The following is a 25,501-nucleotide window of genomic DNA, read 5'->3' as shown; positions in this document are numbered from 1 at the left end:
TGCGGTTCGGGGGCTTCGAGACCACCGGTCCACGGGCTACCAGGGTATCAGCGCCTCGGAGAGATGGCTTCCGGCCACTCTCCGCGCACGGGTCGACACGGGTGGCCCCCGAGCACCGGTTTCCCACCGGCTGCTCACCCGTTCGGCCCACTCGCGTTGCCGGGAGCGGCACGCAGATCATCTACGTGCGTCGTATCCTGCTCGGACACTCACTGCCGAGCCCGGTCGGCAAGACGGCACACCCCCGCCCGTACCCCCACCGGAACAACGAGAGCTCGTCAGTTCGTTGAGCATGAATCGGCGTTTTGCCTATATGGCTGAGCGGCTGCTTTGCTTCAGCGCTCAACGACGCAATACAAACGACCCCTTGACCGCACTAGCGACAGCCCCCGTTCCTGACGGGGGTGACGTGGCCGTTCGACTGGAGTTGCACGTGGCCGGGCGCATCGAAGACTACGCACTCATCGGAGACATGCAGACCGCCGCACTGGTCTGCCGGGACGGCACAGTCGACTGGCTGTGCCTGCCCCGCTTCGACTCGCACGCGATCTTCGCAGGTCTGCTCGGCACCGAGGAACACGGCTTCTGGCGCCTCGGCCCCGCGCACGCCTCCGACGCGCCCCCGCCGCGCGCCGCCCGGCGCACCTACCGGGGCGACTCGCTGATCCTGGAATCCGAGTGGGACACCCCGCGCGGCACGGTCCGCGTGACCGATTTCATGCCCCCTCGTGACGGCGCTCCCCAGCTGATCCGGATCGTCGAGGGCGTCTCGGGCCGCGTCCCGATGCGCTCCGCGCTGCGGATGCGGTTCTCCTACGGCCGGGTCGTGCCGTGGGTGCACAAGCACGAGGGCCGCACCGTGGCCGTCGCCGGCCCCGACTCCGTCTGGTTCGACACCGAGTGCGAGACCTACGGCAAGTCGCTGACCACGTACGCCGACTTCACGGTCGCGCCGGGTGACCGGATCGCGTTCACGATCTCGTGGGAGCCCTCGCACAAGCAGCCGCCCGCCCTCCCGGAACCCGAGCAGTCGCTCCAGGCCACCGAGGACTTCTGGCGCGAGTGGGTCGAGCACTGCACGTACCACGGCCCCTACCGCGAGGCCGTGATCCGCTCGCTGATCACGCTCAAGGCGCTGACGTACGGCCCGACCGGCGGCATCGTCGCCGCGCCCACCACCTCCCTGCCCGAGGACATCGGCGGCGTCCGCAACTGGGACTACCGCTACACCTGGCTGCGCGACGCGGCCATCACACTGTCCTCGCTGCTGCGCACCGGCTACCGCGAGGAGGCCCGCGCCTGGCGCGAGTGGCTGCTGCGCGCCGTCGCCGGCGACCCCGAGAACCTCCAGATCATGTACGGCATCGCGGGCGAGCGCGAGCTGGGCGAGGCCGAGCTCGACTGGCTGCCCGGCTACGAGAACTCCGGCCCGGTCCGGGTCGGCAACGGCGCCGCCCACCAGCTCCAGCTGGACGTGTACGGCGAGGTCACCGAGGCCCTGCACCTGGGCCACATGACGGGCCTGGCCCGCAACGACTACGCCTCCCTGCTCCAGCTGAAGCTGATCCGCTACCTCGAGGACCACTGGGACGAGCCGGACGAGGGCATCTGGGAGGTGCGCGGGCCACGCCGCCACTTCGTGCACTCCAAGGTCATGGCGTGGGTCGCCGTGGACCGGACGATCAAGCTGATCGAGTCCGGCGACGCCGACGGACCGCTGGAGAAGTGGCGCGAGCTGCGCGACGACATCCACCGGGACGTGTGCGAGAAGGGCTACGACAAGGAACGCAACACCTTCACGCAGTCCTACGGCTCGAAGGAGCTGGACGCGTCCCTGCTGCTCATCCCGCAGATGGGCTTCCTCCCCCCGGACGACAAGCGCGTGATCGGCACCATCGAGGCGATCCAGCGCGAGCTGTCCACCCCGGACGGCTTCATCCTGCGCTACCCGACCTCGGGCGGCGACGAGGGCGTCGACGGTCTGCCCGGTGACGAGGGCGCCTTCCTGGCCTGCTCGTTCTGGATGGCGGACGACCTCGCGATGATCGGCCGGGTGGACGAGGCCCGCAAGCTGTTCGAGAAGCTGCTCTCCCTGCGCAACGACCTCGGTCTGCTCGCCGAGGAGTGGGACCCGCGCCTCCAGCGCCAGGTCGGCAACTTCCCGCAGGCCTTCAGCCACGTCCCGCTGATCGACACGGCCCTGCGCCTGACGGCGTCGGGGGCCTACGGCGGCTGAACAGGACCGGCGCCGCCCGCCCGCCTAGGCTGGGAGCCGACAACAGCCCCTTTCCGGAAGGGGGCGCCTCATGGCATCCCCATCGAAGGCGGGCGCGGCTCTGGCCGCGCTGCGCGAGGATCTGGTCGGCGACGTGTTCGCCCCGCAGGACCCCGGTTACGACGAGGCCCGGACGGTCTTCAACGCGATGATCGACCGCCGTCCGGCCGTGATCGCCCAGTGCGTGGACGAGTCCGACGTGGTGCGGGCGGTGCGCTTCGCCGGGGACCTGGACCTGCCGGTCGCGGTGCGCGGCGGCGGCCACAGCGTCGCCGGCATGGCACTGGGCGACGGAGCCGTGGTGGTGGACCTGCGTCACATGCGCACAGTCACCGTCGATCCCGTCGCCCGGGCGGTACGGGTCGCGGGCGGGGCCACCATGAGCGACCTGGACCGCGCCTGCGAGCCCCACGGCCTGGCCACGACCGGCGGACGGGCCTCCACCACCGGCGTCGGCGGCTTCGTCCTGGGCGGCGGCACCGGCTGGCTGGACCGCCGGTACGGCCTGGCCGTCGACAACCTGCTCGGCGTCGAGCTGGTCACCGCGGAGGGCCACCGGGTCCACGCGAGCGCCGACGAGAACCCGGACCTGTTCTGGGCCTTGCACGGCGGCGGCGGCAACTTCGGCGTCGCCACCTCGCTCACCCTGAAGCTGCACGAGATGCCCGAGTTCTCCATCGCGCTGCTGCTCTACCTGCCGGAGTTCGGCCCCGAGGTCACCCGCACCTACCGGGACGTGATCACGGCCGGCCCGGACGAAGCGGGCGGCGCGGTGCTCTACGTGGCGGGCCCGCCCGAGGAGTTCGTCCCGCCGCACCTGGTCGGCTCGCTGCTGTGCGGGGCGCTGCTGACGTACGCGGGCGCCGAGGAGGACATGCGCAAGCTCGCCCAGCCGCTGCTGGCGCTGCCGCACGAGGCGGAGGTCGTCGGGGCGATGCCGTACGCCGACGTCCAGTGCATGCTCGACGATCCGCCAGGGATGCGGAACTACTGGTCGGCGGAGTACCTGACCGGCGCCCCGGACGACTTCGTGGACGTGTACTGCGCGCGCGGCCGGGCCATGCCCGTGCCGACCGGCACGCTGCACGCGCTGTTCCCGCAGGGCGGCGCGATCGGCACGGGCTCGCACGAGTACCCCGTGCCCTACCGCGACGCGCCGTGGGGCGTACACCCCTTCGGACTGTGGGCGGACCCGGCGGACGACGAGCGGTGCATCCAGTGGGTCCGGGACGTCCGGGCCGACGTACAGCCGTGGAGCACGGGCGCGGTCTACCTCAACTTCATCGGCGACGAGGGCGCCGACCGGGTCGTGGCGGGCGTCGGCGAGGCGAACGCCCGTCGGCTCGCCGACGTGAAGCGGTGGTACGACCCCGACAACGTGTTCCGCTTCAACCACAACATCAAGCCGGCCTGAGAGCTGCCCGCCCCGCCGGTCAGCCCGTCCCGAGCCCCGCCGTCGCGGCCGGCGCCGTCGGCGTCCGCTCCCCGCCGGACCGGCGCCCGTCGCCGGGACCAGCGCGATCTCGTCGAGCCCCGCCTCGGCGGGGGCGTCGATGCGGGAGCGCACCGCGCCGAGCGGGCCGACCGGTCCGACGGTGGCGGCCACCGCCGGGGGCAGGGCGCGGACCACTTCGGCGCGGTCGGCGCCGGCCTCGGCGCGCCCGACGGCCCCGCCACGGGTGACGGCCGACCACGGGTGACGGCGGCTGCCGGCGGCGCTCCGGGCGAGGGTGTACGGGTCGCGCACGGACGCCCGAACCGGGCCCGCAGTGAGCACGGCCCGGTCGGTGACGCGGCCGAGCGCCGCGGCGAGGACGAAGGCGTCCCAGGTCGGCCCTCCGCCCGCTCACACCCCCCCCCGGTGGCCCAGCCGGTCGGCGAGCGCCGCGACCCGCAGCGGCTCGTTGGCCGGGCTGTCGTCCTCACGGGCCGCGGCGGCCACACCGGACTCCGTGAGCGGCCGCTCCCCGGCGGCACCCGCCGCATGCGGGGTGCGGATGTCGCCGCAACGTCCGCGCGGGTAGCGTCCGCTGCATGGACAGCCGCCCCGACCACCGATTCGACAGCCGCAGCGCCGGCATCACCGTGCGCCGCGCGCTGGAGCTGCCCGGCCTGCGCAGCGGCCTCCCGGAGATCCTCGCGGGCGCCGACCGGCTGGGCCGCACGGTGCGCTGGGTGCACGCGGGCGAGGTCCCGAACATCGCCTCGCTGCTCAAGGGCGGCGAGCTGCTGCTGACCACGGGCTACGGCCTCGGCACCCGTCCGGCCGAGCAGCGGGTGTTCGTGCGCACCCTGGCCGAGCGGGGCATCGCGGCCCTGGTGATCGAGCTGGGCCCGCGCTTCACCCGTCTCCCCGCGGCCCTGGTCGAGACGGCCCGCGCGACCGGGCTCCCCCTCGTCCAACTGCACCGCGAGGTGCCGTTCGTGACGGTCACGGAGGAGATCCACACCGAGATCGTCAACGGTCACTACGCGCTGCTCCAGCAGGCCGAGGAAGTGCACCGGCGCTGCACGGAAGCCCTGCTCGGCGGGGGCGGCATACCGCAGGTCCTGGGCATCCTCGCGGACTTCGGCGGCAACCCCGTCTTCCTGGAGACCACCGAGGGCCAGCTTCTGTACGCCGCCGGAGCCGGCCCCGAGGGCGCGGACCCGCTCCAGGTGTGGGAAGGGCTGCGCGGGCCGCACAAGGACGCGCCGCCGCCGGCCGGCTCGGTGCTGGTGGACGTGCCGGGGGGCGGCCCGGGGACGGGTTCGGTGCGCGCCCGGCTCGTCCTGCTGCCCGTGCGCGCCCCACTCGCCCCCGTGCACCGGATCGCCGCCGAGCGGGCGGCCGGGATCCTGGCCGTGGTGCTGATGCAGGCCCGCCAGGAGGAGGAGCTCGCGGCTCGCGGCCGGGGCGACTTCCTCACCGACCTCGCCGAGGGCCGGATCGCCGCGGAGGACGCCCCTGCGCAGGCGCGGGTCCTCGGCTTCAAGCCCGCCGCCGCTCCCCTGCTCCCGGTCGTCATGCGGCTGGGCGACGGCCTCGCCCCCGGCGGCGGCTGGGCGGTGCTGGCGCGGGCGGTCGCGGAGGAGCTGGCGTCGGTCGGCGTGCCCGTGCTGCTCGGGGTACGGCCGGTGGAGGGCCGGGTGCCGCTGCTGCTGGGCCTGCGGTCGGAGTCGGAGCGGTCGGCGGTGGCGGACCGGGTCGCGGCGGCGCTGCGGGCGGGGGTGGAACGGGCCGGGATGCAACGGCCGGGAGCCCAGCCGCCGGTGGTGGTGGTCGGGGTGGCGGGCGGCTGGGCGGCGGCCTCGGCGGGCCTGCGGCACGCGGCGGAGACGGCGACCGCCGCACAGGGTCTGCCGGACCGCCCCTGGTACGACGCCCGTCGGCTGGACATCGACCTCCTGCTGTGGCGGCTGCGTGACCATCCCGACCTGGCGGCCTTCGTGGACCGTGCGATCGGTCCGGTCCGCGACCACGACCACCGCGCCAAGCCGCCGCTGCTGCCCACCCTGGAGACCTATCTGGCGCACGCCGGCCGCAAGGCGGAGACGGCACGGGAGCTGCATCTGAACCGCCAGACGCTGTACAACCGCCTCGCCCGTATCGGCGAGTTGCTCGGCACCGACCTCGACGACCCGCAGACGGTCCTCGCGTTGAGCCTGGCCCTGCGGGCGCGGCGGCACGTGCCGTGAGGCTCAGATCATCGGCTGGGGCTGCGTCAGCTCGTCGTAGACGCTGAGGACCTGGGCCACCGTCTCGTCCTCGGTGGGCCAGCCGGCCGCCTGCCGGGTGCCCAGGTCGCGCAGGGCTTCGGCCCTCCCCGGATCGTCGAGGAGACGTACGACGGCCGCGGCGAAGGCCTCCGGGTCGTGCGGCGGGACCAGTTCGGCCGCGTCGCCGACGAGTTCGCGGACCCCGTCGGCGAGGGCCGCGACGAGCGGCACCCGCGCGTGCAGGGCCTCCTGCGCCACCACCGACCGTGACTCACCGGCGCCGGGCAGCAGCGCGAGGTCGGCGGCGGCCAGCAGCTCGCTCACGTCGTCCCGTCGCCCGAGAAGCCGGACGGGCAGCGCCTCGTCCTCGATACGCCGCTGGAGCTCCGCCCGCTGCGGCCCCTCCCCCGCGACCACGACCAGCGGCAGGGGATCCAGCGCGCGCCACCCGCGTGCGGCGTCGAGCAGGAGGCCGTAGCCGCGGTGGCGGTCCAGCGAGCCGACGGCCACGAACAACGGGCGGCCCATGGCACCGAGTTCGGCCCGCAGCTTGGGCGAAGGCGGCTCGGCCTCCTCGCTCCCCTCGGCCCGGCGCCGCCGGGGCAGCGCCACGGCCGCGAGCCGTGCGTCGCGCGCGCCGGTCCTGCGGGCCCGGTCGACGAGATGGGAGGTGGTGCCGAGGACCACGGTCGCCGCCCGCGCGACCCGCCGCTCCAGCAGCCGCAGCAGATGGGCGCGGGCCCCCTCGGCGTGCGCACGGTTGTGCCAGGTCACGACGAGCGGGGTGCGCCGGCCGCTGAGCGCCAGCACGGCGCGGAAGGAGGCGTGCAGTCCGTGCGCATGGACGAGGTCGGCGTCCGTGCAGGCCGCCCGGAGCACCGCCACGGACCCCGGATCGCTGCTGCGCGGCACATGCACGTGTTCGGCCCCGGCGCCCGTGAAGTCGTAGGTGTCGTCCGCCTCGTCGGGGGCGCACACCGTCACTCGCACGCCCCTCGCGACGAGCCCCGCGGCCAGGGAGCGCACGTGCGCGCTGCTGCCGGCGTTGCCGCCGCCCAGCACCTGCACGGTGCGCAGCGACGACTGGCCGTGCGGTGAGTGGCTGCTCACGTGGCCGGGGCTCCTGGTTCGGCGTCGGACGGTCACGAAGAAACGTACAGAAGGACCGGGCGGAGGGGTGGACCGCTGGCGTTCCTCCACGCACTGCTCCCAAGGATGCCAGGACGTACGGGTGTTCCGTGCCGTCGAGCGCCCTGACACCCGGTCATGAGCACCTCTGCATCACCCACACGGGTGAGGGAAGTCGGGGTTCCGTTCGATTACGCGAGCGTCGGCCTCGTCGCCTCGCCCACCTGCCCCCGAACACCACGCCGCGCGCGACGGCGCCGGCGTGCGCGACCCGGCCCGCACGGCATCCACGGCCGCCGCCGACGGCCACCACCGCCCGGGCAGCACGCCGAGTGCGTGTGCCCCGCCCCGCCGGGCGTCCCGCCCGCCCGGCCGGATCCGCGGGCAGAGGCGCGCCGGCAAGCGCCACCTGCCGACCGAAGCGGCTCGCACCGCGACGGCGGACAGCTCCCTCGCAGCGCCGCCGCGACCAGAACGGCCGCCGGGGCGCCGGGACGCCGGAATGGTGGGTCACCGGGACAGTGGGTCACCGAAATCGTGGGTCACCGGGACAGTGGGTCACCGGGACACCGAACGTCCGTCCGCCCCGCGTCGTGCGCGCGCTCCCGCGTGCGCGCCCGCCCCCCGCGTTCCGCGGCGCGCGGACCGCCGCCGTCGCCCCGGGCCCGGCCGCCGCCACGGACGCCGGACCCCACCGGACCCCGCCCCCCTCGGCGTGCACCGGCCCCTCCGGGGTGAACCGGAGCGTGCCCTCACCCCGGAGCGGAACCCCGGGGGCCTGCGCCCTGTCGCGGTCAGCCGTCCGCCCGGGCCGTGGCGAGCAGCTCCTCCGCGTGCGCCCGGGCAGTCTCGGAGTCCTCCTGGCCGGCCAGCATCCGGGACAGCTCCCTGATGCGCTCCTCACCCTCCAGGACCTTCACGCCGGACCGGGTCACCGACCCGTCGTTGGTCTTCTCGACCAGCAGCTGCCGGTCGGCGAAGGCCGCGACCTGGGGAAGGTGGGTGACGACCACCACCTGGGCGGTCCTCGCGAGCCGGGCGAGGCGCCGCCCGATCTCCACCGCCGCCTTGCCGCCCACACCCGCGTCGACCTCGTCGAAGAGGTAGGTCGGGACGGGATCCGTGCCGGCGAACACGACCTCCACGGCGAGCATCACACGTGAGAGCTCACCGCCGGACGCGCCCTTGGCGATGGGCCGCGGCGGCGCGCCCGGGTGCGGTGCGAGCAGCAGCTCGACCTCGTCGACACCGGCCGGTCCGTAGGCGACCGGACGGCCGCCGACCTCGACGCCCTCCGGGTCCTCCGTCTGCCGGATGTCGAACGACACACGCGCGTGCGGCATGGCGAGCGAGGCAAGCTCGGCGGTCACGGCGGCGGCGAACCGCTCCGCGGCCTCCGTGCGCGCGTCCGTCAGCGCCTGCGCCAGCCCGCCGAGCTCGTTGCGCAGCGCGTCCCGTTCGGCGGTCAGCTCGTCGATGCGCTCGTCGTCGCCGTCCAGCTCGGTGAGCCGGGCGGCGCTCCGCTCCGCCCAGGCGAGCACGGAGTCCACGTCCTGCCCGTACTTGCGGGTGAGCCCGGTGAGCGCGGCCCGCCGCTCCTCCACGGCCGACAGCCGCAGCGGATCGGCGTCCAGGTCGTCGGCGTAACCGGCGAGCTCCCCCGCCACGTCACCCAGCAGGATCCCGATCTCCCCGATCCGGTCGGCGAGCGCGGCCAGCGCCGGATCGTGCGACCTGACGGCCTCCAGGGCCCGCTGCGCGCCCGCGACGAGCGTGGTGGCCTCGATGCCCTCGGGGTCCTCCGGGTTGCCGGCGAGAGCGGCGTGGGCGGCCGTGGCGGCCGACGACAGCGCCTCCGCGTGCCCGAGCCGCTCGGCCTCCTCGGCCAGCTCCACGTCCTCCCCGGCACGCGGTTCGACCCCGGCGATCTCGTCGAGCCCGAAGCGCAGCAGATCGGCCTCCTGGGCCCGCTCACGCGCGCGGGTGACGATCTCGTCCAGCTCTACGGCCACGGCCCGCAGCCGCCGGTACGCCTCGGTGTACTTGGCGAGCGGCACGGTCACCGCGTCGCCCGCGTACCGGTCGAGCGCCTGCCGCTGCCGGGACAGCTTCAGCAGCCCCTGCTGGTCGGTCTGCCCGTGGACGGCCACCAGCTCGTCGGCCAGCTCGGCGAGCACGCCCATCGGCACGCTCCGCCCGCCCACGTGCGCCCGCGACCGTCCCTCGGCGGAAACGGTACGGCTGATGAGCAACGCCCCGTCGTCGAGCTCGGCCCCGGCCTCCTCGGCCCGAATCACCACCGAGGCGTCCGAGGGCAGGGCGATGCGCCCCTCCACGACCGCCTTCTCGGCGCCGATCCGCACGAGCGCGGGATCCGCGCGTCCGCCCAGCAGCAGCCCGAGGCTGGTCACCACCATGGTCTTGCCCGCGCCTGTCTCACCCGTGACCGCGGTGAAGCCTGGCGACAGCTCGACGACCGCGTCGTCGATGACTCCGAGCGACCGTATCCGCATCTCCTCCAACACGGACAAGACCTTACGAGGTCGGGGCCGGAAAGTGCGAGGCACCCTGTCACCCGGGTGAGTGAGGTTGCCCGGGGACGAGAAGAACCGGGAACCACGCGACCGGCCGGGGGACCCGCGTCCGCCGCGGGTCCCCCACCACCCCTGTGCGGGCGACCGGCTAGTGCCGGGCCCCGCGCCAGCCTGCGACCGGCAGCGCGAACTTCGCCACCAGCCGGTCCGTGAACGAAGCGTGGTGCAGCCGGGCGAGCCGGACGGGCACAGCGCCCCGGCGCACCTCGACACGGGCCCCCGGAGGCAGCTCGAAGGTCCGCCGCCCGTCGCACCACAGGACGCCCGGCGGAATGTGGGGCAGCAGCTCCACGGCGAGCACCGAGTTCGGCGAGGTCACGAGCGGCTTCGCGAACAGCGCGTGGGCACTGATCGGCACCATCAGCAACGCCTCGACCTCGGGCCACACCACGGGCCCGCCGGCCGAGAACGCGTAGGCCGTGGACCCGGTCGGCGTCGACAGCACGATCCCGTCGCAGCCGAAACCGGTGACCGGCCGCCCGTCGATCTCCAGGACCACTTCGAGCAGCTTCTCGGCGCCCGCCTTCTGCACCGCCGCCTCGTTGAGCGCCCAGTCGGTGTGCACGATGTCCCCGTTGCGATGCACGACGACGTCGACGGTCATCCGCTCCTCGACCTCGTACGCCTTGGTCACCACCCGGTCGACGACCTTGTCGAGGTCGTCGCGTTCGGCCTCGGCGAGGAAGCCGACGCTGCCGAGGTTGACGCCGAGCATCGGCACCCCGGACGCCCGTGCGAACTCCGCTCCCCGCAGCAGCGTGCCGTCGCCGCCGAGGACGATGAGCAGCTCGCACCCCTCCAGGCACTGCGGAGTGGCCTCGGAGACCAGCTCCACCTCCTCCGGCAGGGGCAGGTCAGCGGCCTCGTACTCCAGGACGCGCACCCCGATGCCCTCACGCACCAGGCCCTTGACGACCAGTTCGGCGCTGCGGATGGCCGCTGGCCGCCCGGTGTGGGCGAGCAGGAAAACAGTACGAGCTCGGTTCTGGGTCAACGCGGCCCCTCCGCAACTGCACGGTCGACGTCGGCCGGGTCGAGGGCAGGCGCCCCGGCCCTGAGCCACAGAAAGTACTCGACGTTGCCCGAAGGTCCGGGCAGCGGGCTGGCCGTCACACCCCGCACGCCGAGCCCCAGGTCCCACGCCTTCCCGGCCACGCCCCGCACGGCTTCCGCCCGCAGCTGCGGACTCCGTACGACACCCCCGCTGCCGAGCCGTTCCTTCCCCACCTCGAACTGCGGCTTGACCATCATCACCAGGTCCGCCTCCGGCTCGGTGCAGCGTGCCAGGGCAGGCAGCACCAGCCCCAGCGGGATGAAGGACAAGTCCCCCACGACAAGATCCACAGGCTTCCCATCGATCGCTTCAAGCGTCAACTCGCGTACGTTCGTACGGTCCTTGACGGTGACGCGTTCATCGCTGCGAAGAGACCAGGCGAGTTGTCCGTATCCGACGTCGACGGCGATCACGTGTGCGGCTCCCGCCCGCAGCAGCACATCGGTGAACCCGCCGGTCGACGCGCCGGCGTCCAGCGCCCGCCGCCCCTCCACCGCGAGCCCCTGCGGCCCGAAGGCGGCGAGCGCGCCCGCGAGCTTGTGGCCGCCCCGGGACACGTAGTCGGGGTCGTCACCGTCGGCGGCCACGACGATCGCGGCCGCCGTCTCGACCTGGGTGGCGGACTTGGTCGCCACGGTCCTGCCGACGCTGACCCGCCCGGCGGCGATCAGCTGGCCGGCGTGCTCACGCGAGCGCGCGAGCTTGCGGCGGACCAGCTCCGCGTCCAGACGGCGTCGTGCGACTCCTGCCACGTTCGGTTCAGCTCCTATTGCCATACGCCGGTCGAAAGGTGTGCCCCGAAGGGTCTCATCGGGGGGTGGTCGGGTGAGGGGCGGGCGACGGGGGTCCCGGGCGGGCGTCGAGCGCCGTGAGCGCGTCGCGCAGCCCCCTGTGTACATCCTCGTACACCTCGACGTGTCCGTCGGTGGCGAGGTGGTCCGCGTCGGCCAGCCGGTCCAGCAGCACATCCACCTCGGCGTTCCCGGTCGGGGCGCGGGAGATGTCCAGCGGGGCGGGGGCGGCGGGATCGTGCTCCCGCTCCTGCGGCGCGGTCTCCGTCCCCGTCTGCGGCGGTGTGTCGCTCATGCCAAGACGGTACTCCGAACGCCTGGGGTACCGTCGGTCGCAATGGCCACGACCGAGGAGTGCCGCGCCGCACTCGAGAAGCTCTCCGACAGCATGGGCGACACCGAGGGGGACGTCCGTGCGGCCGCGGCCCTGGACAGATCGGTGAGCTGCCGGATCACCGACCTGGACGTCACCTTCGTCGGCAGAATGACGGGCGGCAGGATCGTCGTGCAGGAGACCCTTCAGGGGCCGCCGGTGGAGAAGGCCCAGATCAGGCTGACCATGACCGGCGACGACCTGGTCGCGCTGGTCGACGGCGACCTGAACTTCGCGAAGGCCTGGGGTTCGGGGCGGGTGAAGCTCGACGCGGGCCTGCGCGATCTGTTCCAGCTCAGGACACTTCTGTAGCGACCGCCCGCCGGGCCCGCACCCGGGGTTTGCGCGCCGCGGGCACCACCAGCGGCGTTCCCGTCTCCGGGTCGTCGATGACCTGGCAGCGCAGTCCGAAGACCTCCTCCACCAGCCCGGCCGTGACGATGTCGTTCGGCGCGCCCTGCGCGATGACCTCGCCGCCCTTCAGCGCGATCAGGTGCGTGGCGTACCGGGCCGCGTGATTGAGGTCGTGCAGGACGGCGACGAGCGTGCGCCCCTGCTCCTCGTGCAGCTGCGCGCACAGGTCGAGGACGTCGATCTGGTGCTGGATGTCGAGGTACGTCGTCGGCTCGTCGAGCAGCAGCAGCGGCGTCTGCTGGGCGAGGGCCATCGCGATCCACACACGCTGGCGCTGCCCGCCGGACAGCTCGTCGACGTACCGGTCGGCGAGTTCGGCGACCCCGGTCTGCGCCATGGACTCCTGCACGACCCGCTCGTCCTCGGCCGACCACTGGCGCAGGATGCCCTGGTGCGGGTAGCGGCCGCGGCCCACGAGGTCGGCGACGGTGATCCCGTCGGGCGCGATCGACGACTGCGGCAGCAGCCCCAGCGTCCGCGCGACCTTCTTCGCGGGCATCGACTGGATGACCTGCCCGTCGAGCAGCACGCGGCCCCGGCTCGGCTTCAGCATCCGCGACAGCGCCCGCAGCAGCGTCGACTTGCCGCAGGCGTTGGGGCCGACGATCACCGTGAAGGAGTCGTCCGGTATCTCCACCGTCAGCTGTTCGGCGATGACCCGCTGGTCATAGGCGAGAGTGACGTTCTCGGCGGACAGGCGGTTCACGGTGCTCCTTCGGTTGTTCGGATCGGATCGGCGGCCGCCGTCACCGAGCGCGCCGCTCATATCCGCCCCGCCCTGCGCTCGGTGACGAGCAGCCAGAGCAGGTAGACCCCACCCAGCACTCCGGTCACCACGCCCACCGGCAGCTGCCCGCCGCCGAAGAGGCGCTGCGAGGCCCAGTCCGCGGTGACCAGCAGGGCGGCGCCCATGCACAGGGACGGCACGAGGTTGGGCCCGGGCGAGCGGGTCAGCCGCCGGGCGAGCTGCGGCGCGGTGAGCGCCACGAAGCTGACGGGCCCTGCGGCCGCGGTGGCGGCCGCGGTGAGCAGCACGGCGGAGACCATCAGCAGCAGCCGGACGCGCTCGACGCGCACGCCCAGCGCGTGGGAGACGTCGTCGCCCATCTCCATCATCCGCAGCCCGCGCGCGTTGGCGAGAACGAGCGGCACGAGCACACCGGCCAGGACGAGCAGTGGCCAGACCTGCTTCCAGTCACGGCCGTCCAGCGTGCCGGTCATCCACACGACCGCCCGTGCCGCGTCGACGAAGTCGGCCTTGGTGAGCAGATAGCCGTTGACCGCCGTGGCGACGGCCGAGACCCCGATGCCGACGAGCACCAGCCGGTACCCGTGCACCCCCTGCTTCCACGCCAGCAGATAGATGAGCGCCCCCGTCACGAGACCGCCCACCAGTGCGCCGACGGTCACTTGGGCGGCGCTCCCGGAGAACAGCACGATCATCACGAGCGCGCCGGCGGTGGCGCCCTGCCCGAGCCCGAGGACGTCCGGGCTGCCCAGCGGATTGCGCGACACGGCCTGGAAGAGGGCCCCGCCGAGCCCCAGCGAGGCGCCGACGAGCAGGCCCACGAGGACCCGCGGCAGCCGCAGTTCGTTGACGATGAACTCCTGGCCGGCGTTGCCGTCGCCGAGCAGCGTCTTCAGGACGTCACCGGCCGGTATCGGGAAGTCGCCGGTCCCGATCAGCACCACGCTCGCGGCGATCGCGACCACCACCAGAAGGACGACGACGATCAGGGTCCGCGGCTCCAGCCGGACGGAGAACCCGCCCGGGGTGCGCAGCGTCCGGGGGCGTCCGTGGGAGATCTTGGGCGCGCTCTTCACAGCTGGGCCGTCCTCCGCCGTCGTACGAGAAAGATGAAGACCGGTCCGCCGATGATCGCGGTGATGATGCCGACCTGGACCTCCGAGGGGCGGGCGACGACCCGGCCGGCCACGTCGGAGCCGAGCAGCAGCACCGGCGACAGGACGGCCGCGTACGGCATGATCCAGCGCAGGTCCGGCCCGGTGAACGAGCGGACGATGTGCGGGACCATCAGTCCGACGAAGACGATCGGCCCGCAGGCGGCGGTCGCGGCCCCGCACAGCACGGTCGCCGCCAGCATCGACAGCGCCCGGGTGCGGTTGAGGTCGGCGCCGAGCGCCTTGGCGGTGTCGTCGCCCATCGTCACGGCGTTAAGCGGCCGGGCGAGGACGAACGCGAGCAGGGCGCCGACGACCAGGAAGGGCAGTACCTGCCGGATGGTCTCGGCGGTCGCCGAGGACAGCGAACCGACCGTCCAGAACCGCATCCTGGCGAGCGCCGCGCCGTCCATGATCATCACGGCCTGGAGATAGCCGTAGAGCGCGGCGCTGATCGCCGTGCCGGCGAGCGCGAGCCGCACCGGGGTGGCCCCGCGGCTGCCGCCGAGGAACCAGACCAGCGCACCGACGGCGGCCGCTCCGAAGAAGGCGAACCACACATAGCCGTTCAGGCTGGTGACGCCGAAGAAGGTGATGGCGGTGACGACGGCCGCCGAGGCGCCCGCGTTGATCCCGAGCAACCCCGGGTCGGCCAGCGGATTGCGCGTCAGCGCCTGGAGCACGGCGCCCGACAGTCCCAGCGCGGCCCCCACCAGCAGCCCGAGCACGGTCCGCGACAACCGCTCGTCGACGACGACGTCCGCGTACGTCCCCGAGTTCTCGAACAGCCCGTGCAGGACCTGGGCGACGGACAGTTCCTTGGCTCCGACGGCGATGCTCGCCACCGCGACCAGCAGCAGGACCACCACGGCGGCGAGCAGCCCGACGGAACGTATCGCCGGACGTCGAGGAGGCGCGGGGGCGGTCTCCGCGCGCTGTTCGGGAACACTGTCGACCAACACGCAGTTAGGTTAGCCTACCCTGCCAAGACGCCCCGATCCCTGGTACCGGCTCCACCGCTGCGCGGTCTCCCCGCCCACCCGTCGTCCGGGCCGCCGGTTCACAGACCCAGCCGTGCCAGCGCCTTCCCTCCGTCCAGCTCACAGGTCCCCTCACCGGCCGCCGTCCAGGCCGCCGCGCACAACGCCCGCAGCCCGTCCAGGGCTTCGCCGTCCCCCGTCAGCTCCAGGCTTTCGGTGCCCGCGGTCGCGGTCCAGCCACCGCACCGGAACCCGCCACCGTCCCCGGTGACCTCCGGCTGGCCGGTGAGCATCCCCCGCAGATCGCCGTCGACGTACGTCGGCCGGTGCTGCGGCGGCGCGGCGAGCAGCTGCGGCCCGTCGGTGACACCGGTGAGGACCAGCAGCGAGTCGACCTCCCCGTTGAACGCCCCCTCGATGTCCGTGTCGAGCCGGTCCCCCACGACCAACGGCCGTCGCGCGCCCGTCCGCAGGATCGTCTCCCGGTGCATGGGCGGCAACGGCTTGCCCGCGACCTGCGGCTCGGCACCGGTCGCGATCCGCACGACCTCCACCGCCGCCCCGTTGCCCGGTGCGATGCCGCGCCCGCTGGGAATCGTCAGGTCGGTGTTGGACGCGAACCACGGCACCCCGCGCGCGACGGCGTACGAAGCCTCCGCGAACCGGCCCCACGGCAGATCGGGCCCGCCGAACCCCTGCACCACGGCCGCCGGATCGTCGTCCGCCGACTCCACCGGCTCGAGCCCGCGTTCGCGCAGCGCGACCCGCAGCCCTTCCCCGCCGATCACCAGCACCCGCGACCCCGCGGGCACCTGCTCACTGATCAGCCGCGCGACGGCCTGCGCCGAGGTGATGACATCGTCGGCGCCCGTCGGTATCCCCAGCTCCGTCAGATGACCGGCCACCGCGTCCGGCGTCCGCAGCGCGTTGTTGGTGACGTACGCGAGATGCATCCCGCCGGCTCTGGCGGTGGCCAGCGACTCGACGGCGTACGCGATCGCGTTGCCGCCCGCGTACACCACCCCGTCCAGGTCGAGCAACGCCGTGTCGTACGCCTCGCTCAGGGCCTGCCCACTGCCCTCGGGCCTCGTCCTGACGCTCCGGCTCATTGCACATCGCTCCTCGTTCGCTCCGCTTTCCCCCGATCATCCCGCATGCCACCGGCAGACGTACGATGCCGGGATGAACTCAGCAGGTCACTCGGAAGCAACGGCGCCCCGAGGCCTGGAACTCACCCCGTTCCGAGGCCTGCGCTACGACCCCGACCGGGTCGGCAGCCTCGCCGCCGTCACCTCCCCGCCGTACGACGTCGTGGTCCGCCCCGACGGCCTGCACCACCTCCAGGACGCGGATCCGCACAACATCGTCCGCCTGATCCTCCCCCAGGCCACCACCCCCGCCGCCCGCAACGAACAGGCCGCCGACACCCTGCGCCGCTGGCTGTCCGAGGGCGTCCTGACCACCGACCCCGAGCCCGCCCTGTACGTCTACGAGCAGCGGCACGCGGACGGCATGCTCCAGCGGGGCCTCATCGGCACCCTGCGCGTCTCGGAACCGTCGGAAGGAATCGTCCTTCCGCACGAGGACGTCATGCCGCACATCGTCGCGGACCGCGCGGCCCTGATGCGTGCCACCCACGCCAACCTCGAACCCCTCCTGCTCACCTACCGCGGCGACGGCACGACGGCCGAGATCGTGGACCGCGCGGCGGAGCACCCCCCGCTCCTGTCCACCACCACGGAGGACGGCTACAGCCACCGGCTCTGGGCGATCACCGACCCCGCCGAGACCGCCCGCGTGCAGGCGGACCTCTCCCGCCACCAGGCTCTCATCGCCGACGGCCACCACCGCTGGGCGACGTACCTGCGCCTTCGCGCGGAGCACCCGTCCCCCAGCCCCTGGGACCACGGCCTGGTCCTCCTGGTCGACACGGCCCGCTATCCCCTGCGCGTCCGCGCCATCCACCGCCTCCTGCACGGCCTGCCGGTCGCGGAGGCGCTGGCCGCGCTCGACGGCCGGTTCCGCGTCCGGCGCCTGGACGCCGACCTCCAGGAAGCTCTCGCCGCCCTGGCGGACGCGGCCTGCCCGGGCAATGCGTTCCTCCTGGCGGGCGACGGCGCCTTCCACCTCGTCGACCGGCCCGACCCGGCGCTCGTCGAGCGCACGGTCCCCGCCGATCTCCCCGAGGCCTGGCGCACCCTGGACGCGACGGTCCTGCACGCCACACTCCTCGAGCACGTCTGGCACATCCCCGAGGACGACCCCACCCGCATCGCCTACATCCACGACACCGCCGCGACGGTACGCAAGGCGGAACGCGACGGCGGTACTGCGGTACTCCTGCACCCCGTCCGCGAGGAGGTCGTCCGAGATCTCGCCCGCCAGGGTGTCACGATGCCCCGCAAGTCGACGTCGTTCGGCCCGAAGCCCGCGTCCGGTCTGGTCCTGCGCGCCTTGGACCTCTGAACGCACACCCCCGAACGCACGAAAGGGGCGGGACCCGGTGGTACCGGATCCCGCCCCTCGCCGCTGCTACCGGCCTGCGTCAGTCCTCGTCACGATCGACCGCACCGAACTCGACCTCGTCCGGTCCGGCCTCGTCCTCGGCCGGGTCCCCGGCGTCAGCCGCTTCCGTCGCCTTCTCGACGACGGTCACCGCGGACTCCGAGTCGGACTCGGACTCGTCGAGTTCGTCGTCCTCGCCCAGGGCGTCGACGAAGTCGACCCCGTCCAGCTCGGCGAGCCGGTCGGAGGCGTCGGTGCTGCCGTCGCGGTCGGCCTCGAGAGCCTTGGCGAACCACTCGCGCGCCTCGCCCTCACGGCCGGCGGCGAGCAGTGCGTCGGCGTACGCGTACCGCAGCCGCGCGGTCCACGGCTGGACGGAGCCGGCGGCGAGTTCGGGGCTCTGCAAGGTCACGATGGCCGCGTCCAGTTGCCCCATGTCGCGCCGGGCGCCGGCCGCGACGAGCCGCATCTCCACCTGGCCGGCCTTGTCGAGCTTGTTCACCTCGGGAGCCCCGGCCATCTCCAGCGCCTTCTCCGGCCGCCCGAGCCCACGCTCGCAGTCGGCCATGACCGGCCACAGCTCGACACCGCCGCTCATCCGTCGCGCGGCGCGGAACTCGGCGAGCGCCTCGCTGTACTTCTGGTTGGCGTACGCGGCGAAGCCGGCCGCCTCCCGCACGGCGGCGACACGAGAAGCGAGCCGCAGGGCCACCTTGGAGTACCCGTAGGCGCCCTCGGGGTCCTCGTCGATCAGCCGGGCGACCATCACCAGGTTCTTGGCGACATCCTCCGCGAGCCCCTTGGGCAGGCTCTGGAGCTCCTGCCGCACATCCTTGTCGATCTCGTCACCGGTGACGTCCTCCGGGATCGGCAGCCGCTTGATCGGCTCACGTTCCCGCTCGTCACGGAACCGATCCCCGCCGCCCCGCCGGTCGTCACGCCCGTCACGGCCCCGGAATCCACCGGGACGTCCACCACGGTCGTCCCGACGGGGTCCGCGGGCACCTCGGTCGTCCCGAGGACCACGGAACCCACCACGGTCGCCCCGGCTGTCATCGCGCCGACCGAAACCACCACGGTCGTCACCCCGACGGTCATCACGACGGTCGTCCCTGCGGTCGTCCCGCCGGTCATCGCGCCGGAAGGCGGGACGCTCACCACGGTCGTCACGGCGGAAGGGGGGACGCTCACCACGGTCATCCCGACGCGGACCACGGTCGTCGTCACGCCGGAAGGCGGGACGCTCACCACGGTCATCCCGACGGAAGGCGGGACGCTCGCCACGGTCATCCCGACGCGGACCACGGTCATCGTCACGCCGGAAGGGGGGACGCTCGCCACGGTCATCCCGACGCGGACCACGGTCGTCATCGCGCCGGAAGGCGGGACGCTCACCACGGTCGTCACGGCGGAAGGGGGGACGCTCACCACGGTCATCCCGACGCGGACCACGGTCGTCGTCACGCCGGAAGGCGGGACGCTCACCACGGTCGTCACGGCGGAAGGGGGGACGCTCGCCGCGGTCGTCGCGGCGCGGGCCACGGTCGTCACGCTGGAACGACGGACGGGAACCGCGGTCGCCGTCACGGCGGTCGTCACGGCGGTCGTCACGGCGGGCCGGTCCCCCGCGGTCACGGTCACCGAACCCACCGCGGTTGTCGTCACGCCGGAACCCACCACGGCTGTCGTCACGCCGGTCGTCCCGACGGCCGTAGCCACCGCCCCGGTTGTCGCCCCGGTCATCCCGACGCGGACCACGGTCGTCGTCACGCCGGAAGGCGGGACGCTCACCACGGTCGTCACGGCGGAAGGGGGGACGCTCGCCGCGGTCGTCGCGGCGCGGGCCACGGTCGTCACGCTGGAACGACGGACGGGAACCGCGGTCGCCGTCACGGCGATCGTCACGGCGGGCCGGTCCCCCGCGGTCACGGTCACCGAACCCACCGCGGTTGTCGTCACGCCGGAACCCACCACGGCTGTCGTCACGCCGGTCGTCCCGACGCTCGTCACGCCGGAAACCCCCGCGCTCACCACGGTCGGTACGGCCCCGGTCGTCGCGGCCGGCACCACCCCGGTCGTTCTCGCGCCGGAAGCCGCCGCGGTTGTCGCGGTCCCCACCATTGTCCCGTCGCCGCTGGTCGCGCTCCGGTCGGTCGTCGGGAGAGTTGGTGGACATCGGTAACTCCTGTCTTCGGTACCGCAAACATTCTCGCGCACCCGGGTACCCGGCGCGCTCCGGAAAAACAAAAGGACCCCTGGCCCCAGCTGAACGCTGGGACCAGGGGTCCTTCCAAAGATTGTTCGGCGGTGTCCTACTCTCCCACAGGGTCCCCCCTGCAGTACCATCGGCGCTGTGAGGCTTAGCTTCCGGGTTCGAAATGTAACCGGGCGTTTCCCTCACGCTATGACCACCGAAACCCTAATGGTTTCGAGCGAACAAGCACACTTTTCACTTGTTTCGAGCTCTAGCCGGCAACAGTCGTTGCCTCAGAACTAACACAGTGGACGCGAGCAACTGAGGACAAGCCCTCGGCCTATTAGTACCGGTCAGCTTCACCCATTACTGGGCTTCCACATCCGGCCTATCAACCCAGTCGTCTACTGGGAGCCTTAACCCCTCAAAGGGGGTGGGAATACTCATCTCGAAGCAGGCTTCCCGCTTAGATGCTTTCAGCGGTTATCCCTCCCGAACGTAGCCAACCAGCCATGCCCTTGGCAGAACAACTGGCACACCAGAGGTTCGTCCGTCCCGGTCCTCTCGTACTAGGGACAGCCCTTCTCAATATTCCTGCGCGCGCAGCGGATAGGGACCGAACTGTCTCACGACGTTCTAAACCCAGCTCGCGTACCGCTTTAATGGGCGAACAGCCCAACCCTTGGGACCGACTCCAGCCCCAGGATGCGACGAGCCGACATCGAGGTGCCAAACCATCCCGTCGATATGGACTCTTGGGGAAGATCAGCCTGTTATCCCCGGGGTACCTTTTATCCGTTGAGCGACGGCGCTTCCACAAGCCACCGCCGGATCACTAGTCCCGACTTTCGTCCCTGCTCGACCCGTCGGTCTCACAGTCAAGCTCCCTTGTGCACTTACACTCAACACCTGATTGCCAACCAGGCTGAGGGAACCTTTGGGCGCCTCCGTTACTCTTTAGGAGGCAACCGCCCCAGTTAAACTACCCATCAGACACTGTCCCTGATCCGGATCACGGACCCAGGTTAGACATCCAGCACGACCAGAGTGGTATTTCAACGACGACTCCACAACCACTGGCGTGGCCGCTTCAAAGTCTCCCACCTATCCTACACAAGCCGAACCGAACACCAATATCAAACTGTAGTAAAGGTCCCGGGGTCTTTCCGTCCTGCTGCGCGAAACGAGCATCTTTACTCGTAGTGCAATTTCACCGGGCCTATGGTTGAGACAGTCGAGAAGTCGTTACGCCATTCGTGCAGGTCGGAACTTACCCGACAAGGAATTTCGCTACCTTAGGATGGTTATAGTTACCACCGCCGTTTACTGGCGCTTAAGTTCTCAGCTTCGCCACCCCGAAGAGTGACTAACCGGTCCCCTTAACGTTCCAGCACCGGGCAGGCGTCAGTCCGTATACATCGCCTTACGGCTTCGCACGGACCTGTGTTTTTAGTAAACAGTCGCTTCTCGCTGGTCTCTGCGGCCACACCCAGCTCGAGGAGCAAGTCCTCTCACCAGACATGGCCCCCCTTCTCCCGAAGTTACGGGGGCATTTTGCCGAGTTCCTTAACCATAGTTCACCCGAACGCCTCGGTATTCTCTACCTGACCACCTGAGTCGGTTTAGGGTACGGGCCGCCATGAAACTCGCTAGAGGCTTTTCTCGACAGCATAGGATCATCCACTTCGCCACAATCGGCTCGGCATCAGGTCTCAGACTATATGGCGTGCGGATTTGCCTACACACCGTCCTACACCCTTACCCCGGGACAACCACCGCCCGGGATGGACTACCTTCCTGCGTCACCCCATCACTCACCTACTAACCGCTTGGGCCGGCGGCTCCACCACTTTCCTTTCCCCGAAGGGTCCGGAACGGCTTCACGGCCTTAGCATCACGATGCTCGATGTTTGACGCTTCACAGCGGGTACCGGAATATCAACCGGTTATCCATCGACTACGCCTGTCGGCCTCGCCTTAGGTCCCGACTTACCCTGGGCAGATCAGCTTGACCCAGGAACCCTTAGTCAATCGGCGCACACGTTTCTCACGTGTGTATCGCTACTCATGCCTGCATTCTCACTCGTGAACCGTCCACAACTACCTTCCGGTGCTGCTTCACCCGGCACACGACGCTCCCCTACCCATCACAGCCGCCGTTGGGCGTATTGCTGCAATGACACGACTTCGGCGGTACGCTTGAGCCCCGCTACATTGTCGGCGCGGAATCACTAGACCAGTGAGCTATTACGCACTCTTTCAAGGGTGGCTGCTTCTAAGCCAACCTCCTGGTTGTCTGTGCGACTCCACATCCTTTCCCACTTAGCGTACGCTTAGGGGCCTTAGTCGATGCTCTGGGCTGTTTCCCTCTCGACCATGGAGCTTATCCCCCACAGTCTCACTGCCGCGCTCTCACTTACCGGCATTCGGAGTTTGGCTAAGGTCAGTAACCCGGTAGGGCCCATCGCCTATCCAGTGCTCTACCTCCGGCAAGAAACACACGACGCTGCACCTAAATGCATTTCGGGGAGAACCAGCTATCACGGAGTTTGATTGGCCTTTCACCCCTAACCACAGGTCATCCCCCAGGTTTTCAACCCTGGTGGGTTCGGTCCTCCACGAAGTCTTACCTCCGCTTCAACCTGCCCATGGCTAGATCACTCCGCTTCGGGTCTTGAGCGTGCTACTGAAACGCCCTGTTCGGACTCGCTTTCGCTACGGCTACCCCACTCGGGTTAACCTCGCAACACACCGCAAACTCGCAGGCTCATTCTTCAAAAGGCACGCAGTCACGACGCACCAAGCAAGCTCGATGCGCGACGCTCCCACGGCTTGTAGGCACACGGTTTCAGGTACTATTTCACTCCGCTCCCGCGGTACTTTTCACCATTCCCTCACGGTACTATCCGCTATCGGTCACCAGGGAATATTTAGGCTTAGCGGGTGGTCCCGCCAGATTCACACGGGATTTCTCGGGCCCCGTGCTACTTGGGTGTCTCTCAAACGAGCCGCTGATGTTTCGACTACGGGGGTCTTACCCTCTACGCCGGACCTTTCGCATGTCCTTCGCCTACATCAACGGTTTCTGACTCGTCTCACAGCCGGCAGACTGTGAAAGAGAGATCCCACAACCCCGCACACGCAACCCCTGCCGGGTCTCACACGTATACGGTTTGGCCTCATCCGGTTTCGCTCGCCACTACTCCCGGAATCACGGTTGTTTTCTCTTCCTGCGGGTACTGAGATGTTTCACTTCCCCGCGTTCCCTCCACATACCCTATGTGTTCAGGTATGGGTGACAGCCCATGACGACTGCCGGGTTTCCCCATTCGGAAACCCCCGGATCAAAGCCTGGTTGACGACTCCCCGGGGACTATCGTGGCCTCCCACGTCCTTCATCGGTTCCTGGTGCCAAGGCATCCACCGTGCGCCCTTAAAAACTTGGCCACAGATGCTCGCGTCCACTGTGCAGTTCTCAAACAACGACCAGCCACCCATCACCCCCAACCTGAGCTGGAGTGCACTGGGGCCGGCATCAGAAGGACGGCTTCACAGCCGCACCCTCAGATACCCAACAGCGTGCCCGGCACCCTCGCCACTCATGATCAGCTTTCCACGCTCCGAAGAGCAGTACTTGCAGCCCGAGATGACTGAGAATGCCGAATAATCAACGTTCCACCCATGAGCAACCAGCATCGGACGTACGCCGATGTACTGGCCTCTGACCTCACCCCGTGGGGATCGGTAAGAAGTGCTCCTTAGAAAGGAGGTGATCCAGCCGCACCTTCCGGTACGGCTACCTTGTTACGACTTCGTCCCAATCGCCAGTCCCACCTTCGACAGCTCCCTCCCACAAGGGGTTGGGCCACCGGCTTCGGGTGTTACCGACTTTCGTGACGTGACGGGCGGTGTGTACAAGGCCCGGGAACGTATTCACCGCAGCAATGCTGATCTGCGATTACTAGCAACTCCGACTTCATGGGGTCGAGTTGCAGACCCCAATCCGAACTGAGACCGGCTTTTTGAGATTCGCTCCACCTCACGGTTTCGCAGCTCTTTGTACCGGCCATTGTAGCACGTGTGCAGCCCAAGACATAAGGGGCATGATGACTTGACGTCGTCCCCACCTTCCTCCGAGTTGACCCCGGCAGTCTCCTGTGAGTCCCCATCACCCCGAAGGGCATGCTGGCAACACAGAACAAGGGTTGCGCTCGTTGCGGGACTTAACCCAACATCTCACGACACGAGCTGACGACAGCCATGCACCACCTGTACACCGACCACAAGGGGGCGACCATCTCTGGCCGTTTCCGGTGTATGTCAAGCCTTGGTAAGGTTCTTCGCGTTGCGTCGAATTAAGCCACATGCTCCGCTGCTTGTGCGGGCCCCCGTCAATTCCTTTGAGTTTTAGCCTTGCGGCCGTACTCCCCAGGCGGGGAACTTAATGCGTTAGCTGCGGCACCGACGACGTGGAATGTCGCCAACACCTAGTTCCCACCGTTTACGGCGTGGACTACCAGGGTATCTAATCCTGTTCGCTCCCCACGCTTTCGCTCCTCAGCGTCAGTAATGGCCCAGAGATCCGCCTTCGCCACCGGTGTTCCTCCTGATATCTGCGCATTTCACCGCTACACCAGGAATTCCGATCTCCCCTACCACACTCTAGTCTGCCCGTATCGAATGCAGACCCGGGGTTAAGCCCCGGGCTTTCACATCCGACGCGACAGACCGCCTACGAGCTCTTTACGCCCAATAATTCCGGACAACGCTTGCGCCCTACGTATTACCGCGGCTGCTGGCACGTAGTTAGCCGGCGCTTCTTCTGCAGGTACCGTCACTTTCGCTTCTTCCCTGCTGAAAGAGGTTTACAACCCGAAGGCCGTCATCCCTCACGCGGCGTCGCTGCATCAGGCTTTCGCCCATTGTGCAATATTCCCCACTGCTGCCTCCCGTAGGAGTCTGGGCCGTGTCTCAGTCCCAGTGTGGCCGGTCGCCCTCTCAGGCCGGCTACCCGTCGTCGCCTTGGTGAGCCATTACCTCACCAACAAGCTGATAGGCCGCGGGCTCATCCTTCACCGCCGGAGCTTTTAACCTCCACCCATGCGAGTGGAAGTATTATCCGGTATTAGACCCCGTTTCCAGGGCTTGTCCCAGAGTGAAGGGCAGATTGCCCACGTGTTACTCACCCGTTCGCCACTAATCCCCACCGAAGTGGTTCATCGTTCGACTTGCATGTGTTAAGCACGCCGCCAGCGTTCGTCCTGAGCCAGGATCAAACTCTCCGTGAATGTTTTCCCGTAATCGGGACGACACCACGAGAGCGGAACAGCCAGGCGGAATAAGCCCGGCCGTTCACAGCGTCCTCGCTGTGTTTTGTTTCAAAGGAACCTCATCCTCGGCTATCACTGCCGGGGACGGGGTATCAACATATCTGGCGTTGATTTTTGGCACGCTGTTGAGTTCTCAAGGAACGGACGCTTCCTTTGTACTCACCCGATACTCTCGGGCTTTCCTCCGGGCGCTTCCCTTCGGTCTTGCGTTTCCGACTCTATCAGATCGTTTTCGCGATCCGATTCCCTGTCGGCGGGATTG

General features: G+C 70.0%; 16 protein-coding genes and 3 rRNA genes. 5 read left to right on the top strand and 14 right to left on the bottom strand.

The window, feature by feature from the left end; genetic code table 11:
* Positions 1–433 precede the first annotated feature (433 nt).
* The 3 genes from OHS71_RS31810 (at position 434) to OHS71_RS31800 (ending at position 5,953) form a co-directional block, all read left to right on the top strand.
* Positions 434–2,236: a glycoside hydrolase family 15 protein gene (locus tag OHS71_RS31810; RefSeq protein ID WP_328484709.1), complete on the top strand. Its 1,803-nt coding sequence runs from the start codon at positions 434–436 to the stop codon at positions 2,234–2,236.
* Between the two features lie 70 nt (positions 2,237–2,306).
* The gene (locus tag OHS71_RS31805; protein ID WP_328482765.1) at positions 2,307–3,689 is read left to right on the top strand and encodes an FAD-binding oxidoreductase; all 1,383 of its coding nucleotides are present in this window, start codon (positions 2,307–2,309) and stop codon (positions 3,687–3,689) included.
* A gap of 620 nt (positions 3,690–4,309) precedes the next feature.
* On the top strand, positions 4,310–5,953 hold the full coding sequence (locus OHS71_RS31800) for a PucR family transcriptional regulator (RefSeq protein WP_328482764.1): 1,644 nt from the start codon (positions 4,310–4,312) through the stop codon (positions 5,951–5,953).
* 3 nt (positions 5,954–5,956) lie between these two features.
* On the opposite strand, the gene OHS71_RS31795 is transcribed toward OHS71_RS31800, so the two are convergent.
* From OHS71_RS31795 to OHS71_RS31775, 5 genes are all read right to left on the bottom strand, one after another.
* Positions 5,957–7,084, bottom strand: a complete 1,128-nt coding sequence (locus tag OHS71_RS31795; protein ID WP_328482763.1) for a glycosyltransferase family 4 protein — start codon at positions 7,082–7,084, stop codon at positions 5,957–5,959.
* Between the two features lie 812 nt (positions 7,085–7,896).
* A complete protein-coding gene (recN, locus tag OHS71_RS31790; protein ID WP_328484708.1) occupies positions 7,897–9,615 on the bottom strand; it encodes a DNA repair protein RecN in 1,719 nt (572 codons plus the stop codon).
* Positions 9,616–9,784: 169 nt separating this feature from the next.
* The gene (locus OHS71_RS31785; protein WP_328482762.1) at positions 9,785–10,690 is read right to left on the bottom strand and encodes an NAD kinase; all 906 of its coding nucleotides are present in this window, start codon (positions 10,688–10,690) and stop codon (positions 9,785–9,787) included.
* Positions 10,687–11,502, bottom strand: coding sequence for a TlyA family RNA methyltransferase (locus OHS71_RS31780; RefSeq protein ID WP_328482761.1), 816 nt, complete (start codon positions 11,500–11,502; stop codon positions 10,687–10,689). Before OHS71_RS31780 ends, OHS71_RS31785 begins: the two co-directional genes overlap by 4 nt.
* 55 nt (positions 11,503–11,557) lie before the next feature.
* Positions 11,558–11,836, bottom strand: a complete 279-nt coding sequence (locus tag OHS71_RS31775; RefSeq protein ID WP_328482760.1) for a hypothetical protein — start codon at positions 11,834–11,836, stop codon at positions 11,558–11,560.
* A gap of 42 nt (positions 11,837–11,878) precedes the next feature.
* Between OHS71_RS31775 and OHS71_RS31770 the strand changes: the two genes are divergently transcribed.
* Positions 11,879–12,226, top strand: a complete 348-nt coding sequence (locus OHS71_RS31770) for an SCP2 sterol-binding domain-containing protein (protein WP_328482759.1) — start codon at positions 11,879–11,881, stop codon at positions 12,224–12,226.
* Here the strand turns inward: OHS71_RS31770 and OHS71_RS31765 are convergent.
* The 4 genes from OHS71_RS31765 to OHS71_RS31750 all read right to left on the bottom strand — a co-directional run bounded on the left by OHS71_RS31765 (position 12,210) and on the right by OHS71_RS31750 (position 16,319).
* The gene (locus tag OHS71_RS31765) at positions 12,210–13,094 is read right to left on the bottom strand and encodes an ABC transporter ATP-binding protein (protein WP_328482758.1); all 885 of its coding nucleotides are present in this window, start codon (positions 13,092–13,094) and stop codon (positions 12,210–12,212) included. The two genes, OHS71_RS31770 and OHS71_RS31765, sit on opposite strands and share 17 nt — an antisense overlap.
* Complete coding sequence (locus OHS71_RS31760; protein WP_328482757.1) at positions 13,091–14,152, bottom strand: FecCD family ABC transporter permease; 1,062 nt, start codon at positions 14,150–14,152, stop codon at positions 13,091–13,093. Before OHS71_RS31760 ends, OHS71_RS31765 begins: the two co-directional genes overlap by 4 nt.
* Positions 14,149–15,192 carry a FecCD family ABC transporter permease gene (locus tag OHS71_RS31755; RefSeq protein ID WP_328482756.1) on the bottom strand — a complete coding sequence of 348 codons (1,044 nt, stop codon included), beginning with the start codon at positions 15,190–15,192 and terminating at the stop codon, positions 14,149–14,151. Before OHS71_RS31755 ends, OHS71_RS31760 begins: the two co-directional genes overlap by 4 nt.
* A 98-nt stretch (positions 15,193–15,290) precedes the next feature.
* The gene (locus OHS71_RS31750; protein WP_328482755.1) at positions 15,291–16,319 is read right to left on the bottom strand and encodes an HAD hydrolase-like protein; all 1,029 of its coding nucleotides are present in this window, start codon (positions 16,317–16,319) and stop codon (positions 15,291–15,293) included.
* Positions 16,320–16,392: 73 nt separating this feature from the next.
* Here OHS71_RS31750 and OHS71_RS31745 point away from each other — a divergent pair, with 73 nt between their 5' ends.
* Positions 16,393–17,676, top strand: a complete 1,284-nt coding sequence (locus tag OHS71_RS31745) for a DUF1015 domain-containing protein (protein ID WP_328482754.1) — start codon at positions 16,393–16,395, stop codon at positions 17,674–17,676.
* 79 nt (positions 17,677–17,755) lie between these two features.
* Here OHS71_RS31745 and OHS71_RS31740 read toward each other — a convergent pair whose 3' ends face one another.
* The 5 genes from OHS71_RS31740 to OHS71_RS31720 form a co-directional block, all read right to left on the bottom strand.
* Positions 17,756–18,544, bottom strand: a complete 789-nt coding sequence (locus tag OHS71_RS31740; RefSeq protein WP_328484707.1) for a hypothetical protein — start codon at positions 18,542–18,544, stop codon at positions 17,756–17,758.
* A complete protein-coding gene (locus OHS71_RS41415) occupies positions 18,481–19,725 on the bottom strand; it encodes a hypothetical protein (protein ID WP_443061144.1) in 1,245 nt (414 codons plus the stop codon). Before OHS71_RS41415 ends, OHS71_RS31740 begins: the two co-directional genes overlap by 64 nt.
* Before the next feature lie 289 nt (positions 19,726–20,014).
* Positions 20,015–20,131 (bottom strand): 5S ribosomal RNA (gene rrf / locus OHS71_RS31730).
* 101 nt (positions 20,132–20,232) lie between these two features.
* A 23S ribosomal RNA gene (locus OHS71_RS31725) occupies positions 20,233–23,356 on the bottom strand.
* A gap of 315 nt (positions 23,357–23,671) precedes the next feature.
* A 16S ribosomal RNA gene (locus tag OHS71_RS31720) occupies positions 23,672–25,197 on the bottom strand.
* The 16S, 23S and 5S rRNA genes sit together here, the layout of an rRNA operon.
* Between the last annotated feature and the right edge of the window lie 304 nt (positions 25,198–25,501).

It is taken from the genome of Streptomyces sp. NBC_00377 (assembly GCF_036075115.1).
Lineage (GTDB): Bacteria > Actinomycetota > Actinomycetes > Streptomycetales > Streptomycetaceae > Streptomyces.
The sequence above is the reverse complement of the archived record's forward strand: the minus strand, read 5'-3'. Positions and strand labels throughout refer to the sequence as shown.